Below are 15,759 nucleotides of genomic sequence, written 5' to 3'. Positions count from 1 at the left end.
GGCACAGCGTCTCCCTCGAGGAGCTCACCGGCCTGACGAGCACGCAGCTGAACACACCGGCCACGGGCGGCTCCGCGCGCGACTGACCTGGCCGCGCCTCACGGTCCGGCGCCGCGAAGCCGCTACGCCCCAGGCGACGACCACTCTCTGTGACCGAGAACAGGTTCAGGCTCATCGAATAGGCGACACCTGAATACGCGAGGTCGCCAGTGTGGCACCCCTTCGACGCCGGCGACGGATGACCGCGCTCTCCGGTCTTCGAGGAGGCTGGGTGCAGAGATCAGTGGTACGCCTGTCGCCGCGCTCCGGGCGGGAGAGGAGGGTTTGCCGTCTGCGCAGCGTGCCGTGAGAGGTAGAAGGGCAGGCCACCGTCGGGACATCGAACCGCGGAGGTGATCGCCACCCCGTTGGCCGGTTGCGGACAATTCCCGTCAACGCCTACCCAAGGGGTGTAATCAACCCTTTGTGGCACGTAACGTCAATGTCGGTCCGGTCTGTGCGGGACCGGCCGTGATGGAGGTAGCGCATGCCCTATCCCACGCGCGCAGAGCGACTGGACCGCGTACGGGCCACCCTGCAGGGCCGCCCGGCCACCGAACGCCTCGCCCACCGGGCAACGCACTCCCCGGCCGCCTTCTTGCTGGTCGGGGTGATGCTGCGCGGCGCCGCGCGCCTGGAGGCCGGGCTGGAGCTGACCGAGCTCGAACAAGAACTCGTCGACATGCTCCGGCCACTGGCGGACGACGACGAGGAGGTCCGTGCCTTCGGCCGCACCTTCACCGAGGAGAACACGGCCGGCACCCGCCAGATACTCTCCGCCACCGTGGCCGATCGCCCCCTCACCGAGGGCTACACACAAGACGACCTGGCCAAGGACATCGCCGCCCTGGGCGAGGAACTCCGCGCCCTGCCCAACGTGAACTTCGTGAACATCGACGCCCTCGCCGACGACGAGCCCCTCGACAGCGAGGACTTCCTCCAGGCCATGGCCGACTACGGCTATGGCGTCACCGTCGTCGGCAGCTCCCGTTCCGACACCGCGACTCCGGTCTCGCCGCCGCCGATAGACCTGAGACTGGACCTGCAACGGTTCGAATGCCGGCGCAGTACCGGAGACACGGTGTTCGGCCCTCAAGACGAGATCTACTGGGCCTACGCCTCAGCCAACGAGGCCGCCAGGAACAAGTGGAACAAGACGCGGGAGTACGGCGACGTCCAGACCGGTTCGGTGCGCGTGTTCGACGCGGGCACCACCCTGTTCAACGGCCGGGTCGGCAACAGCCTGCCCATCCACATCCAGTGCTGGGAGGCCGACGACAGCCCCTCCTCCTGGCACAGCAAGCTCGTCGAAGACCTGAAGAAGATCGGCGACAAGCTGCAGCAGATCGCCTACCAGTACAAGGACAATCCCGCCTGGTACTGGGAGGGCGGCGGATCGGACATCGGGGATTACCTCACTGTCATCACCGCGCTCGTCCAGGCGCTGATCGAGTGGTTCCGCAACGACGACGACCTGGTGCAGAGTCGCACCATCGTCTTCAGTCGGCCCGCGCTTGCCGCGCTGGCCAACCGCCCGGGCGCCATCGACCACTGGGGCTTCAACGGCATCGGTCGCTTCGATCTCCACATCCGCCTCACCCTGCCTGACGAGGAACGGCTGCGCCTGACCACTTCCTCCAACGCCGGCGCCTGGAGCCAGGGCGCGCTGCTGCCCACCGCTACCGCTCGCACGGGCGCCGCGCTGGCTGTCTTCGACGACAAGCTGTACTGCGCGCACACCAGCGGCGACTTCCAGCAAATGTGGTGGTGCCATTACGACGGCACCTACTGGAGCCCCGACACCCTCTTCCCCGGCCCCCTCAGCAACGCCGCACCCGCACTGGCCGCCTACGACAACAAGCTGCACTGCGTCCACCGTGGCAGTAACGACAACGAGCAGCTGTACTGGTCGACCTTCGACGGCACCAGCTGGAGCGCCGACACGCCCATCGGCGGCCACGCCAGCCCCTCCGCGCCGGCGCTGGCGGTTCTCGGGAACACCCTGTACTGCGTCTACCGTGGCCAGGGCAACGGCCACCTGCATACGGTGTACTACAACGGCAACGGCTGGTACCACGGCAACGCCTGGGACCAGAAGAGCGCGGACGGTCCGGCACTCGCCGTGTTCCAGAACAAGCTGTACTGCGTCTTCCGCGGCCCGGAGGCCGACGAAAGACTCTACTGGGCGCGCCGGAACATCATGGGCGGCGGCAGCTGGAGCAGTTCCGTCCCATTGGGCACCCACAACAGTGCCGTCTCACCATCCCTGACGGTCTTCAACGACGGCACCGGCGCCAAGCTGTATGTCGTCCACCGCGGCAGCTACACCAATCGCAACACCAAGCTCTACTGGTCCAGCTTCGACGGCACCAGCTGGAGCACCGACACCGCCTTCAGCCCCGCTGCAACCTCCGTCGAACGCCCTGCCGTCGCGGCGTACGACGGCAAACTCCACGTCGTCCACCGCGGCGGCGGCCTGCTGTAACCATCACCGCCGCAGCCCCGCCGAGCGCGCGGCCCCGCCCCTTGGGCGCCGCCTGGGGGCCCTTGTCCGGCCACATGGCGGCGCATTGGCCGGACAAAGGCTTTCCCCCCACCCTCTACCGCTCAATTCTGTACTCAGTCTCGAAGGCCCTCCTGGCCGGGGAACCCGCCAGCAGCGCATCGGGCAGGCCGTCGCCGCGTTGCGGGGCTGAACGCCGGGTCCAAGGGAGCCAGCACCACCTCCCGCCTGGCCCACCGGCGCGGTGACAACCCGGCCTGTCGGTAAGGTCGGGCCCACCAGCCGCCATCTGTGACGTTCCCGCACGACCATCTGTCCGCGCTTCTGAGAGTGCGTTACGCGAGCTGATGTCCCTTTCGTCGTTGCGGTTGGATGAGGCCTGCTGGTCGGCGAGTCACCGTTCGGCCTACGGGAGTGGCTGGGTGAACAAGTCGGGCTCGGTTTCGACGAGGATGCCGCGGCTGGCCAGGCGTTTGAGCTTGGCTCGAACGTTCTGGATACCGTTCGAGATCAGGGGCAGATCCAGGTCACGAGCACGCAGACAGCCGCCGGTCTCGCCGAAGACGGTGAGGATCTGCCGGTAGGCGGGATGATCGAAGCCTGTGGGCGGCGCGTCCTGATCGACCGGGGTGGGATCTTCTTCGGCGAGGGAGATGAGGGTCTTGCGGCTGATCCGCAGGTGCTCGACCGCTTGGGTGAGTTCGCCCAGACGCGCGGTCAGAGTGTCGATCTCGGCCTGGGTCTGCTCGATCTGGCAGGTCAAAGCCTGCTCGCGGGCATCCAGTCGGTCCAGGAGCCAGGTTCCGGGATCGGGCGGGTGGGTGTCGGGCCTGGTCATGTCCACCGCCTGGACGGGGCTGCGCGGGTCAGGCGTCGGGACATCACGTCCGTCATCGCCCAGTACACCCGTGATTCGGAACTGGAGGGAAGGTGCTCATAGTCGCGGACCAGACGCCGATGGAACATCAAGATTCCGTACGTCTGCTCGACGACCCATCGCCTCTGCTGGGGGACGAACCCTTTGTCGGTGGGGTTGCGTTCGACGATGTCCACGTCGATCCCCAGACCGGCGCCATGGGCGACGACCGCGGTCTTGAATCCCTGGTCGACCAGCGCCTTGGTCACGGTGCTCTCGGTGGCGGCGGCGACCCGGTCGAGCAGGGCGATCCCGGCGGCGTTCTCGTGGGCTGAGGCCGCGAGCACGACCACGGCGATGACCAGTCCCAACACGTCGACGGCCAGGCCCCGTTTGCGGCCCGGCACCTTCTTGGCCACGTCCTTTCCGGTCGTTTCCGCGGGGACTCCTGCCGCGACGTGGACGCTCTGGGTGTCCAGCACGACCAGGCTCGGGTCGGCTAATCGCTTCTTCTGCTCGCGCAGATGCCAGCGCAGCAGGTCGTGGATGGTCTTGTCGGTGCCGTCGTCGCGCCATTTGGCGAAGTAGTAGTACGTCGCGCCCTTGGGCGGCAGATCGTGGGGGAGATAGTCCCATTGGACGCTAGTTCGTCCCTGGTAGCGGATCGCGTTGACGATCTCACGCAGCTCGTAGTTGCCCTGGTGGCCGCTGACCGATGGGTGCGCGGCCTTCCAGGCCGTGAGCACGGGTTCGATCAACGCCCGCTGCGCGTCGGTTAAGTCGCTCGGGTACGGCTTGGGCTCATTCATCGCGCCATCCCAGCACATCGGGATCCGCCGATCGGCGGTAACGCTACAAATCCATACGATCACACTGCGACATCATGGACAGAGGCTCGCATACGCACTCTGAGAGAGATCGGCATCCCCGCGGCGGCCGCCCGCGGCGCCGCTATACGACAGCAACTCCTGGAGATGCCTGCCCCGGTTGTCGCTGACGCTCTCGGCTACCACGACAAAACCACCGCTCGACTCCTCAACGAGGCCGGCGGCGCATGGAGCCGCTACGCCGCCGGGGAGCACGGACGGTCACCGTCGAGCTCCGCACTGCCGACAACTCGCGACAGGGGATGAAAGCGTCTGCTGGTCGCGCGGATCCTCTCACTCACGCATTCAGCATCGCAGCCGTCCTTTAAGCAGGTGGCAGTCAATGTCCAGCTGGCTACCATCGGCTGCATGGGAGATCACCTCAAGGGCATGCACACACCCTTGTACCTGCTCGCGGGTGCGCCCGGAGCGGGCAAGACGACACTGCTACCGCACCTCCTCCAGGCGGCGGACGGGTTGGTCGTCATGGACATGGACGAGTTGCTCGAGGACGGCGAGCTGATCGGCGTGCCGATTGCTGAGCCGGAGGCGGCGCCGATCTGGCCGGCCTACGACCGGATGTGGCGACGCATCGTGACCATGGTGCGCCGGGCGGGCCATCCCGTACTGCTGATGTGTCCGATCCCCGACGCCAGCGAGGTGCCCGCGTTCGTGCGATGGGACGGGCCGGTCCACTGGGCCCTGCTGGACTGCCCCGATGACGAGCGGGAACGTCGACTGCGGGAGCGCAACGCACCGCGGGATTGGATCGACGACGCGCTAGCAGACGCGGCGCAGGGCCGAGAACTGATCACGACCGTGTTCCAAGCCGTCGGCGCAGATCATGCCGGCCTGGCGACACAGGTGCTCGCGTGGGCCCACGACCTCGCTATCAGGTCCAATTAGACCGCGTATCGCAACAGCCTGCGGCTCTGAGCACTTCGGCTGCGCACGAAGCCGGTCTGCCGCTGGAGATCACCGTCAGTCACTACCGTGCCCTCAGCATCGAGAACCCGCGACAGTTGAATACGCGACGTCACCAGTATGGTACCCCTTCTCCAGCCGCGGCGAGCCCGGCCGCCAGGCCGTGTCTCAAAGGATCGTGAGCCAGTCGTTGATCGCAGCAATGTGGACGGCGGCCTCGTAACGAACGGCGAGTTTGTCGTACCGGGTGGCGATGCTGCGGTGGCGTTTGAGCCGGTTGATGCCGCACTCGACGGCTGAGCGGGCTCGGTAGTCGGCCGCGTCGAAGGACGGCGGGCGGCCACCGCGGCTGCCGCGCCGCTGTCGGGCGGCGATGCGTCGGCCGGCTCGGGGATGGTGCACCGGATCTTGCCAGAGCGTAGGTGCTGCCGGACTGCGCGGGAGGAATACGCCTTGTCGGCGCGGACGATCTCGGGTCGGGTGCGCGGGCGGCCGGGCCCGAGCCGGGGCACCTTGATCGCGGCCATGACTGTGGGGAACTGTGGCGCGTCGCCGCGCTGCCTAGCTGTCACCACCAGGGCGAGAAGGCGCTGGCCCTGCTCGCAGGCCAGGTGCAGTTTGGTCGACAGGCCGCCCCGGGAGCGCCCGAGGGCGTGATCGGCGGGCTCAGACTGCAGTCCGCCGGGCGGCTCAGCCTGCTGGTGGCCGTACGGGGCTGCGCCGGCCGCATGCTGATGGGCCCGGCAGACGGTGGAATCCACCCCGACCTGCCAGCCGATCAAGCCCGCCGCATCGGCCAGAGCCTGCAGGTGGGTGAGGATCTGCTGCCAGACGCCGGCACGCTGCCAGCGGCGGAACAGGCTGTAGACCGCCTGCCAGGAGCCGTAGTACTCCGGCACGTCCCGCCACGGCGCGCCCACTCGTACCCGCCAGCGGATGCCGTGGATCAGTTGGCGCTTGCTCCACCGCGACGGTCGCCCTGGCTTCTTGCCGGCAGGCAGCAGCGGTTCCAGCCGCGCCCACTGCGCATCGGTGAGGTCGAACCGCCGCGTCACCGCTAAGGTGTCCACGAGGTCTCCGGAGTTCAGGTTCTTCTTGGTCGTTGAACCCTTTACCGGAGACCTCTCTGCATGTCCCGCTTCGACACGCCGTTGATCAAGACTTCGAAACAGGCCCTAGCTCGCTGACTCTGTCCTCGGGCAGCTTCGCCGCGAGATCGGCCTGACTGATGACGCCGACCAGTTCCTCGTTCTCCGACACCGGTAGACGACGGATCTTGTGCTCGACCATCTGATGCAGGACCTCCTCGACGCCCGCGTTCGCGTCGATGAACCACACATGCTCTGCTTCGACAAGCTCACCCGCAGCAATCGTGGCCGGGTTCTTCCCCTTCACGACGCATTTCACGACGATGTCCCGGTCGGTGATGATCCCTTTGAGCTGCCCCTCATTGCCGCAGACGGGCATTGCACCGACGTTCAGCTCCGCCATCCGGCGCGGCGGCGCTTCGACTGCAATCTCGACAACGGTGTATGCCATGTCTCGCTCCCTCTTGTGAGTCACTGGGCGAGCTGCTTAAGGCGGGGCGTAACGCGGCCACACCGTGACCTGACGTCTCGAGATTCGCTCGTCAGCTCCGATGGTGGAGGGGCCCGCCACCGCGGGCGCGTACCGCCTTTTCCAGGTAGCTCCGGCTCCTCCTCAGCCGATACCCCCCACGCCCCCCGGAAGGACCCGGCCTGGCAGGCCGGGCAGAACCTGTGGAGACGTCATTCAGGTTCCACCAGCAACTCCAGCCGTTCGGCTTGCCGGCGCGCCTCCATCTGCTCCAGCGTGATCGCCGTCTTCCCCGCGAAGGCACCACCCCCGTTCGTCGGCCCCGTTGAACGGCCAGCGGCCGATTCATGTCCAAGGCGAGCACACCACGAGGTGTCCGCCCGCGCCGAGTAGGACCATCAGCTCAGAACGTCCCTCAGGTGCCACGGCAACGTGTTCAGCGCGGGAGTGTTCTGAATGTCCTTCCCGGCCATCACCGGACTCTTGTGTGAACGTGCCCACGATCCCTCAGGCCGTCCCCCGGAGTTCCTGTGCGCCAGGCCCCTTCCGTCAATTCGGTAGCCGGCACCCGCCCCCGCAGCGTTGGGAAGCAGCGACCACGAGGGCAGTCACCACCGCCGACAGCGCTTCGCGTAGGTGAGTCTCGGCAGAGGGCGGGCGGTCACCCCGCAGAGACGGACAGCCACGTCTCCCGTTGGTGGAACTCCTCGTACAGGCGGGCATTGTCCCCGCGAGGCCCACCGTGGGGGCGAACGCAGCCACCACGGCCTTGTCTTTCTCGTCGAACTCATCGCCGCCGCGTTTCCTGGTCAGGCGAGGTGACCGAACACCTCGTCGCGCACTCATGCGCGACGCTGAGATAACGATCTGCGGGAAATGAGGCGCCGTTGCCAGCGCGCCTCCGGTGAGGCCGTGAATGTGGGTCCTGATCGGCGCACGCTTGCATCATCCGGCCGCTGAGGTCGCTCTGGTCGTCGGTGAGCCAGAGCGGCGGCAGCACCAACAGGACCGCCTGGCGGCGGGCCTTGGCCGCCTTTCTCCACTCGATATCGACACCGCCGGTAGTGGCGTCGGCGCGCCACCACGCTGCCGCCCCGCGGCGGGTGAGCTCGGCGACGCGACCACGCTCCATCCGCACCTGCCACCCCGTGATCTCGTCAATCCCGCCGCGACGCTTCCGGCGAGCCTGTCCTGCAGAACGCCGGATCATGAACATCACCACCAAATGTTGCAGAAAGTAGCCTTTCGGCTACCGAACATTTAGTCTGGGTAGACCATCTCCAGAAGGGCTGACATGCGTTCCATACGCGTTCTACGCGCCGTGACTGCCGCCTCAACCCTGGCCTACACCACACTGGCCGGACCAGCACACGCCAAAGTCGAACCTCCCAGCGCAACGGACGAGACCGCAAACTCCACTGAATGCAACTACGGAATGATCGGCTGGATCGTCGACGGGTTCCTCGGAGGCGGCGACTCCTGCGGCCAGGCGGCCCCGCCTCCTCCCTGGGCGTACAGTCCCATGAGTTCGCCCCCTATGGTTACCCGAATGACCAGCTGAGCCCTGCGCCAAACTCAAAGATTCAGATCAAGATCATTAGTGTGCTTATCATGATCGGAAGCCGCCTGCAGAGGATGCCAGAACTCCCCTGCACGTGATGCCTGGAGGGACGCGAAGGACTCTCAGCAAGATCGGAGCAGAATTCGGCGCCGAGCGTCGGTTCGGCGAAGACACCGTCCCGGCGAGGTCGTACTTCGAAGTTCGGCGACTTGCGGCAACATCCCCCAAGGGCGCGATCACGGATTGGCAGCTCCGTGCGTAGCGGCGAGAGCGTGCTCCACGCTGGGGTACCAGCGCAGGCGTCGCCAGGCGTTGTGAGTTCCGACAGGCGAGCGGGGGCGGCGCGCACGGCGGCCAGACACGGGCCGGTGCCGCGCTGTTCAGCGAAGGCTTGAGCGCAGAGCAGGGCGACGCAGCGCCGCACCGTCTTCTCCGCGCCACCGTCCTTGACATGCCGTTACCGGAGAACATACCTGCAGCTCCATGATTGGTTTCCCAAGCACCAAATTACGGTAAGTCGTTTAACGATTACATACCGTGGCCTTGGGTGTTTGAAAGGAGCCTCCTGATGTCTGAAGTACTGGCTCGCAAGCTGAAGCGGGCCTTCGATCATCTCGATGCGAATGGCGATGGCCTCGTCGCACGGTCGGATCTCGACGCGCTGGGCACTCGGCTGCTGGAGGAGTTGGGTGAAGCGCCGTCGTCGGCGAAGGCACAGCGATTCGCAGAGCGGATGGAAGTGTTCTGGCAGGAGCTGGCGGCCGGCTTCGATGCCGACAGGGACGGCCAGATCACGATGGAGGAGTTCCGGGCGGGCATGACGGCCGCGTTCGTCACCCGTTCCGACGGCTATGCGCGCATATTCCGCCCGGCGATCGAAGCGCTGATCGCGATGATGGACGTCGACGGCGACGGTGTGCTCAGTTCGGCGGAGTTCGCGCGGTTGCAGCGGGCGTTCGGAACGTCGGAGCACGACATCGCACTCGCATTCGAGCAGCTGGATACCGACCAGGACGGCCGGCTGTCCGCCGCAGAACTGGACGCCGCGATAGAAGACTTCTACACCGGCAGCGACGCCGGCGGACGGGGTGCCTGGCTGTTCGGCCCTATGTAGGCATGCTCCGGTGCGCCGTACGAGCTGAGAGGGAGCGGCATGGCGGAGACACCTGCGCTGCAGCAGCGGGGGGCGTCGGGGTTGTCACCGCGCCGGTGGGCCAGGCGAGAGGTGGTGCTGGCATGGCGGTGCAACGTCACCGATCTGACGGCCGCGGTGATCCCAGGAGTGCTGGCGTCCGCCGCCGCGTGGCGCGCGCACGCACTGCCCCTGACGGAGCTGCCGTGGGTGCTGGCCAAGGCCTTGGTCTACTTCTGGCTGTTCTTGTGCGTTCACACGCTGTCCAACCAGGCCAGCGGGGTTGCCGAAGACCAGGTCAACAAGCCCTGGAGGCCGATTCCCGCCGGGTTGATGACCGCGCGCGGCGCCTGGGTGCGCTGGAGGGTGGCGGTCGCGGCGTTCCTGCTCGCCGGGGCGCTGATGGGAATCCTGACCTGGACGGTGCTGTGGCTCGCAATGGTAGGCCTGCGAACCTACCGAGGGCTGATGCGCCATTGGTACGTGAAGAATCCGGCGATCGTGGTCGGTGCGTGGGCGTTGCTGGCAGCCGGCTGGCAGATCGCCGGGCCCCTTACCCCGCGCGCCTGGCCGTGGGTTGCCGCAGGGACGGCGTACTGGCTGGTGGGGTTCGTGGAGGACCTGCGAGACGTGCCCGGCGACCGGCGTTGCGGGCGGCGGACGCTGCCGATGGCGATGGGGCAGTGGCCGGTGCGGCTGGTGGCCGCCTGCGCGTTGACGGCCCTGCCGGTGGCGGCCGTGGGGCTGACCCGCGATGTCACCGCGGCCGGATGGTGGACGTGGGCGGTAGTCCTGGCCGGGGGCTGCTGGTGGGTCGCCCTGCGGCTGACGGTCCTGCGCACGGCACGGCAGGACGCCGCCACCTATCAACTGTACTGCCTGACCTGGTGCTGGTTGGTCAGCGGACCGCTGGTTCTGGGATGACCCGTCCCCCGTGGGGGCGGCTGCGAGGAAGGCCCGCACATGTCTGGTGCGTCTCGTCATGGTCCGGTACTGGTGACCGGGGCGTCCGGCGGCATCGGCCGGGCGACCGCCCTGCTGCTGGCCCGGCGGGGACACACGGTGTATGCGGCCATGCGACGACCCGCGACCGATGAGCTGCTGCGACAAGCGGGCTGCCATGTGCTGCGCCTCGATGTCACCGACCCCGAATCGGCCACCGCCGCCGTCGGACAGGTCCATGCCGAGCACGGGACGATCGATGTCCTGGTCAACAACGCCGGACACAGCCAGGTGGGCCCGGTTGAGGAGGCCACGGACGAGCGGCTGGCCGTCCAGTTCGCCACCAACTTCACCGGAGCCGTCCGGCTCACCCGGCTCGTCCTGCCGCAGATGCGGCAAGCGGGCCGGGGCCGTATCGTCATGGTCGGCTCGGTCTTCGGCCGCCTCACCCTGCCCATGTTCGGGCTGTACTCGGCCTCCAAGCACGCCCTCGAAGGGCTCACCGACGCGTTGCGCATGGAGGTGGCGCCGTGGGGTGTGGAAGTGGCGCTGGTGCAGCCGGCCTTCGTCCGCACCGGGCTGATCCGGACGCTGCTGACGCAACTGGCGCACGAGCGCGCCGCGCGACCCAGCGGGCCGTACGCCGCCGACCTGGCGCGCCTGCACGACAACATCGAGGCGATCGCCGGGCGGTTCGGCATGCCCTGCTCAGCGGCCGGACCTGCACCACCGCTCATGGCGGCCATCGCCGCGCTGGCCGTTCCTCCCGAACGCGTCGCCGACGTCATCGCCCGGGCCGCCACCGCCGCCCGTCCGCGGGCCCGCTACCGGGTGGCCGGCGCAGCACGGATGATGCTGGCAGCCAGGGCGCTGGCCGGCGACCGCTCGTGGGACCGTCTGGCGCGTGCTGTCTTCCTTCGCTGAACCGCACGCTGTCGCCCGCTGGAGGCAAACCATGGCAACAACACCGCGAGCCGCGCGCGGCCACCGCGCCTGCGCGATCGTGGTCGGAGCGGGCATGGCGGGACTGCTGGCGGCCCGCGTCCTTACCGAAACCTTCGACCAGGTGCACCTCCTCGACGCCGACCGGCTGCCCAGCGGCGACGATCATCGCCGGGGCGTCCCCCAAAGCCGCCACCCGCACGCCCTGCTTCAGCGTGGTGCCGACGTACTGGAGCACCTGTTCCCCGGGCTGCGGGACGAGCTCACCACGGCAGGCGCCCCGGTCTACGACCACGGCAGCACCTTCCTGATGTGGTTCGCCGGCGCCTGGGCACCGCGGATCGACTCAGGACTGCAGATCCAGGCGTTCAGCAGGCCACTGCTGGAGTGCCGCATCCGCAGCAGAACCCTGTCCCTGCCCGGTGTGATACTTCACCCGGACACCATCGTCGAAGGGCTGTGCACCGACCGACCCGGCCGCCGGGTCACCGGTGTGGACGTCCGGCGCCCCGGCCACCAACCGACCAGTCTGGAAGCCGACATGGTCGTCGTCGCGGCAGGGCGGACCGCGCGGCTGGCCTCCTGGCTGGCGGCCATCGGACGGGCCGGACCCGATATCCGCGTGGTGGACGCCGGTACCGTCTACGCCTCACGCGAGTACACCGGCCTGCCCGGAGAATGGAACGGACTGGCGGAGATGGCGCTCGCCCCGGACACCACCCGCGGCGGGGCCGTCACCCGCATCGAGAACGGAAGCGCCATCGCCGCCCTGCACGGCACCGTCGGTGACCGCCCGCCCACCGACGAGGCGGGCTTCCTGGCCTTCGCCCGCAGTCTCGGCAACCCGCTCCTGGGCGAGCTGCTGGCCGCCGCCCGGCCCGTCTCGCCCGTCTACCGGTGCACCGACATGGCCAACCGGCGCATCGACTACCATCGCATCCCCGATTGGCCGGAAGGCCTGCTGGCCATCGGCGACGCCGTCTGCTCGTTCAACCCCGTCTACGCCCAAGGCATGACGCTGGCCGCCTTGCAAGCCCTGGAACTGCGCGCCTTCCTCCACCCCGATCGACCGGCACCCGCGGCGCGCGTGTTCCAGCGACGGGTCCGTCGCCTGCTCACCACCCCCTGGACGTTGTCCACGTGCGAAGACCTCGCTTGGTCAGGCACGGGCAGCCTCGCCGATCGCACCCTGCACCGCTATCTCCGGCAGGTGCTGGCACGCATCCCCGACGACCCCGGCCTGTACCGCAGGTTCCTGCGCACCTTGCACATGGTCGCCTCGCCCGCCGGCCTGCTGCGCCCCATCCCGCTGGCCCGGAGCCTCATCGCCCCGCTCGCGCCGATGACCCACGGTTCCCTCCCTGCCCGGACGAAAGGCCCGCCATGACCCGCGCGACCGTCTCCCCAGCTCCGCTGCCGCCAGCAACCCCCAAGGCCGCCGGACGTGCGCTGTGGGCGAGCGTCGGTGCTCTCTGCCTGGCCGCCCAGGGCTGGGTTGTCGCCGTCTGGATCGCCGGCGGTGGCCTGCACGCCGTCCCATCCAGCGACTTGGACCTCAGTGACGCTCCACGCGTGATCGGGTGGGCGATGCAAGCGGCCATGGCGGTGCTGGTGCTGCTGGTCGTCCTGCACGCCATACGGGAGTGCCTACGCGCCCGCACCGTCACCGCCGCAGCCGCTCTGGCCGCCGGATACCTGCTCGCTGCCTGGACCGATGTGCTGGTCAACTACGCCCGCCCCGCATTCGTCTACAACCGCTCACTGATCAACGTGGCCACCTGGGGACCCGCGATCCCCGGCTGGCACAGCCCACAACCGCAGTGGCAAGCCGAACCGATCCTGGTGGTGGGGTTCGGCTTCCTGACCGCTGCGGTTCTGGCCCAGGCAACCGCCGCCGCGGCGGCCATCACGCTGCAGCGATTCCGGCTGCGAGGGCCGGTGCCCACCTACCTGACCTGTGCCCTGGCCGGCGCGCTCATCGATACCGCCGTGGAGATCCTCTGGATCCGCTCCGGTGCCTTCGCCTACCCCTACGCCATCCGCGAGGTATCACTGTTCGCCGGCCACTGGTACCAATTCCCGCTCACCCACCCGCTATTGATCGGCACAACCTTCATCGGCCCGGCGGCGCTGCTGCTGTGCCGCCACCGTCAAGGTCACCTCACCATCCTCAGCCCTCACCCCGCACGGCACGGCATGGTGACCCTGCTGGCCGGCGTCGGCATCGTCACCGCCATGATCCTGGCCTTCTCCGCCGCCACGGTCGCCCTGTCGCTCCACGGCGGCCCTCCGCCACCCGACCTTCCTTCCTACCTGCGCCTGCCGACCGGCGGCGCCTGATGGGTGAATGCCCTACGGCACCTTCGGCGGGTGGTGCATGCGCCGGCACGTAGCCGCCCATCGCGCGCGCCACCGCTGACCGACCGCCCGGTGCAGGCAGGGCCGAACAGGTCTTGCTGGACGGACACCATCGCTCGAGGACCGCCAGGGTGGATCCGTACCAGGAAGTCTTGTAGGTGAGCTGCCGCCGCAGTTCGGCGGGGCTGGTGTCGAGAATGGCGCGGTTGAGCCCGGCCTTTTGCCACACGTTGCGTCCGGGTAATTCTACGGTGCCGTGCCGAGCGGGTCATTCCGGCCACGTGGAGGTCCTCGACCGCCACCGTGCCGAATCCGGTGGCCAGCCGCTTGGTGACTTGGTGCAGGGCAACGGCGCGGCGCACGGCGAGTTGCTCGTGCAGGCGCGACAGGCGCTTCTTGGCCTTCTCCCGCCGCGCCGATCCCTTCTGCGTGCGCGACAACGCCCGCTGAGCCCGACGCAGGCGGTTTTGAGCGGCTGCCAGGTGCCGAGGGTTGTTCACGAGCTGGGCCGAGCCGTGTTCCAGGTCTGCTGGCTGGGACAGCGCCACCAGGTGGGTGACGCCCAGGTCCAGGCCGAGCACACCGGCCGCCACCTGGCGACGGGTTGGCTTTGGGCGCAGGTCCGCGCTGCCCAAGGCTGTCATGGGCGGACCGAGGGCTGCCGACGGTGCTGCGTGCCCATCGATTGGTAACACCAGGTAGGCTGCTGCGCTGGCACCGGCGTCTGGTCATGCGTCACTGGACTTCCCACACCGGAGGATAGGACGGCCAGCGACCGATCCAGCAGTCGTGGCGTTGATCCAGCAGTTGGCACGGCGGAATCCCCGCTGGCGTTACGAGCGCATCCGAGGCGAACTGCGGCAACTGGGCCATCAGGTGAGCGGTGCGACGAATCCCCGCATCCTGAAACGAGCACGCCTGGATCCGGCGCCGCGACGTACCGACGACCGCTGGCGCGATTTCGTCCGCGTCCACGCCGCGAGCACGCTGGTCTGTGATTTCTTTGCGGTGGACACCGTCATGCTGCGCCGGCTGTACGTCTTCTTCGTGATGGAGGTCGGCACTCGGTTCGTGCACGTGCTCGGCGTGACCGCCCACCCTGGTGGCACATGGGTTACCCAGCAGGCCCGTAATCTTCTCGTCAATCTGGACCACCGGGCCGGCATGTTCCGGTTTCTGATTCGGGATCGGGACACGAAGTTCACCCACAGCTTCGATGAGGTGTTCACCGGCGAAGACCTTCAGGTGCTGAAGATCCCGCCTCGGGCGCCTCGCGCGAACGCGTTCGCCGAGCAATGGGTACGGACGGCGCGCACGGAGTGCACCGATAGGCTGCTGATCTTCGGCGAGCGGCACCTTCGTACCGTGCTGGACGAATCCGTCGATCACTACAATCGGCACCGGCCGCACCGCTCTCTCTGGCTTCGAGCCCCCACCGATGACTCCGACGTGATCCCGCTACCGGTGGGCCGGATCGAACGCCGCCAAGTCCTCGGCGGGCTGATCAACGAATACCAGCGAGCTGGCTGACCAACGAGGCACCATCAAGTATGCGCAGGTCAGCACCTCGGGCCAAGTTCTGACACCCTTCAACCTTGGCGCAACCATCGTGCCTGCTGGCGAGCACCTCAGCACGAGCTTTGGATGGTCACACAGCCAGGCGAAACCGCAGTGAGAAGCTCTGAAGATTCCGCGCATACCCCTCCGAGGCACCACACCTGATCTTCGGCAAGCATGCCTAGCTTCCTTGCCCCTCGGTCAAGAGGGTTAGGCGCCGCGATCTGTCCAGATCTGTCCCCATCTGGTCCCCAGGAGAACACGGAAAGGCCGTTCTCGATTTCTCAAGAACGGCCTTTGACCTGCGGTTTCTCGCAAGTCGGGACGACAGGATTTGAACCTGCGACCCCTTGACCCCCAGAACGTGGGAGTGGGTGTTCCCGCACGTCAAGCGCACCCCTGCACTGAGCTCGACATTCGCCGACCTGCGAACGGCATAGCGTGTGGTCCCAAACTGGTCCCAAGAAATCACGCCTCAACCTGTCCCGTGCGGGCCCACCAGGCGAGAGCGAACAGGATGCA

14 protein-coding genes are annotated in these 15,759 nt (G+C 67.8%); 8 read left to right on the top strand and 6 right to left on the bottom strand.

Features of this window, described 5'->3' with window-relative positions; translation table 11 throughout:
* Positions 1–526 precede the first annotated feature (526 nt).
* Positions 527–2,524, top strand: coding sequence for a hypothetical protein (locus tag ABZ459_RS52165; protein WP_357988898.1), 1,998 nt, complete (start codon positions 527–529; stop codon positions 2,522–2,524).
* Positions 2,525–2,948: 424 nt separating this feature from the next.
* Here the strand turns inward: ABZ459_RS52165 and ABZ459_RS52160 are convergent, their stop codons facing one another.
* Together ABZ459_RS52160 and ABZ459_RS52155 are read right to left on the bottom strand one after the other, a co-directional pair.
* A complete protein-coding gene (locus tag ABZ459_RS52160; protein ID WP_357988895.1) occupies positions 2,949–3,380 on the bottom strand; it encodes a hypothetical protein in 432 nt (143 codons plus the stop codon).
* Positions 3,377–4,207: an IS5 family transposase gene (locus ABZ459_RS52155; protein WP_357988892.1), complete on the bottom strand. Its 831-nt coding sequence runs from the start codon at positions 4,205–4,207 to the stop codon at positions 3,377–3,379. Before ABZ459_RS52155 ends, ABZ459_RS52160 begins: the two co-directional genes overlap by 4 nt.
* A gap of 426 nt (positions 4,208–4,633) precedes the next feature.
* Between ABZ459_RS52155 and ABZ459_RS52150 the strand changes: the two genes are divergently transcribed.
* The gene (locus ABZ459_RS52150) at positions 4,634–5,170 is read left to right on the top strand and encodes an AAA family ATPase (protein WP_357988889.1); all 537 of its coding nucleotides are present in this window, start codon (positions 4,634–4,636) and stop codon (positions 5,168–5,170) included.
* Positions 5,171–5,356: 186 nt separating this feature from the next.
* On the opposite strand, the gene ABZ459_RS52145 is transcribed toward ABZ459_RS52150, so the two are convergent.
* The 3 genes from ABZ459_RS52145 to ABZ459_RS52135 all read right to left on the bottom strand — a co-directional run bounded on the left by ABZ459_RS52145 (position 5,357) and on the right by ABZ459_RS52135 (position 7,964).
* A protein-coding gene (locus ABZ459_RS52145) for an IS5 family transposase (RefSeq protein WP_357988901.1) occupies positions 5,357–6,276 on the bottom strand; the annotation gives its coding sequence in 2 pieces (ribosomal slippage) (positions 5,357–5,565 and positions 5,565–6,276; 921 coding nt in all).
* A gap of 67 nt (positions 6,277–6,343) precedes the next feature.
* Positions 6,344–6,727 carry a CBS domain-containing protein gene (locus ABZ459_RS52140; RefSeq protein WP_357988886.1) on the bottom strand — a complete coding sequence of 128 codons (384 nt, stop codon included), beginning with the start codon at positions 6,725–6,727 and terminating at the stop codon, positions 6,344–6,346.
* A gap of 805 nt (positions 6,728–7,532) precedes the next feature.
* On the bottom strand, positions 7,533–7,964 hold the full coding sequence (locus tag ABZ459_RS52135; RefSeq protein WP_357988883.1) for a hypothetical protein: 432 nt from the start codon (positions 7,962–7,964) through the stop codon (positions 7,533–7,535).
* 910 nt (positions 7,965–8,874) lie between these two features.
* Between ABZ459_RS52135 and ABZ459_RS52130 the strand changes: the two genes are divergently transcribed.
* The 5 genes from ABZ459_RS52130 to ABZ459_RS52110 all read left to right on the top strand — a co-directional run bounded on the left by ABZ459_RS52130 (position 8,875) and on the right by ABZ459_RS52110 (position 13,662).
* Positions 8,875–9,420 carry an EF-hand domain-containing protein gene (locus ABZ459_RS52130; protein ID WP_357988880.1) on the top strand — a complete coding sequence of 182 codons (546 nt, stop codon included), beginning with the start codon at positions 8,875–8,877 and terminating at the stop codon, positions 9,418–9,420.
* A 39-nt stretch (positions 9,421–9,459) separates the two neighbouring features.
* Entirely contained in the window at positions 9,460–10,362 is a 903-nt protein-coding gene (locus ABZ459_RS52125; RefSeq protein ID WP_357988877.1) for a UbiA family prenyltransferase, read from the top strand.
* A 72-nt stretch (positions 10,363–10,434) separates the two neighbouring features.
* On the top strand, positions 10,435–11,304 hold the full coding sequence (locus tag ABZ459_RS52120; RefSeq protein WP_357988874.1) for an SDR family oxidoreductase: 870 nt from the start codon (positions 10,435–10,437) through the stop codon (positions 11,302–11,304).
* 31 nt (positions 11,305–11,335) lie between these two features.
* Positions 11,336–12,709, top strand: coding sequence for an NAD(P)-binding protein (locus ABZ459_RS52115; protein WP_357988871.1), 1,374 nt, complete (start codon positions 11,336–11,338; stop codon positions 12,707–12,709).
* Entirely contained in the window at positions 12,706–13,662 is a 957-nt protein-coding gene (locus ABZ459_RS52110) for a spirocyclase AveC family protein (protein WP_357988868.1), read from the top strand. Before ABZ459_RS52115 ends, ABZ459_RS52110 begins: the two co-directional genes overlap by 4 nt.
* Here ABZ459_RS52110 and ABZ459_RS52105 read toward each other — a convergent pair.
* Positions 13,632–14,324 (bottom strand): transposase, encoded by a 693-nt coding sequence (locus tag ABZ459_RS52105; RefSeq protein WP_357988865.1) that lies wholly within the window; start codon positions 14,322–14,324, stop codon positions 13,632–13,634. The two genes, ABZ459_RS52110 and ABZ459_RS52105, sit on opposite strands and share 31 nt — an antisense overlap.
* A 145-nt stretch (positions 14,325–14,469) precedes the next feature.
* Between ABZ459_RS52105 and ABZ459_RS52100 the strand changes: the two genes are divergently transcribed.
* Entirely contained in the window at positions 14,470–15,210 is a 741-nt protein-coding gene (locus ABZ459_RS52100) for an integrase core domain-containing protein (protein ID WP_357988862.1), read from the top strand.
* Positions 15,211–15,759: the final 549 nt, after the last annotated feature.

The sequence above is a fragment of the Nonomuraea sp. NPDC005692 genome (genome assembly GCF_040631115.1).
Taxonomy (GTDB): Bacteria; Actinomycetota; Actinomycetes; order Streptosporangiales; family Streptosporangiaceae; genus Nonomuraea.
This window is presented reverse-complemented; position numbering and strand designations above follow the sequence as displayed.

What these genes read in the sequence shown, in the direction of transcription:
- ABZ459_RS52165 (WP_357988898.1), top strand. Translation starts at nt 527, where the DNA reads ATGCCCTATCCCACGCGCGCAGAGCGACTGGACCGCGTACGGGCCACC.
- ABZ459_RS52160 (WP_357988895.1), bottom strand. Translation starts at nt 3,380, where the DNA reads ATGACCAGGCCCGACACCCACCCGCCCGATCCCGGAACCTGGCTCCTG.
- ABZ459_RS52155 (WP_357988892.1), bottom strand. Translation starts at nt 4,207, where the DNA reads ATGAATGAGCCCAAGCCGTACCCGAGCGACTTAACCGACGCGCAGCGG.
- ABZ459_RS52150 (WP_357988889.1), top strand. Translation starts at nt 4,634, where the DNA reads ATGGGAGATCACCTCAAGGGCATGCACACACCCTTGTACCTGCTCGCG.
- ABZ459_RS52140 (WP_357988886.1), bottom strand. Translation starts at nt 6,727, where the DNA reads ATGGCATACACCGTTGTCGAGATTGCAGTCGAAGCGCCGCCGCGCCGG.
- ABZ459_RS52130 (WP_357988880.1), top strand. Translation starts at nt 8,875, where the DNA reads ATGTCTGAAGTACTGGCTCGCAAGCTGAAGCGGGCCTTCGATCATCTC.
- ABZ459_RS52125 (WP_357988877.1), top strand. Translation starts at nt 9,460, where the DNA reads ATGGCGGAGACACCTGCGCTGCAGCAGCGGGGGGCGTCGGGGTTGTCA.
- ABZ459_RS52115 (WP_357988871.1), top strand. Translation starts at nt 11,336, where the DNA reads ATGGCAACAACACCGCGAGCCGCGCGCGGCCACCGCGCCTGCGCGATC.
- ABZ459_RS52110 (WP_357988868.1), top strand. Translation starts at nt 12,706, where the DNA reads ATGACCCGCGCGACCGTCTCCCCAGCTCCGCTGCCGCCAGCAACCCCC.
- ABZ459_RS52105 (WP_357988865.1), bottom strand. Translation starts at nt 14,324, where the DNA reads ATGACAGCCTTGGGCAGCGCGGACCTGCGCCCAAAGCCAACCCGTCGC.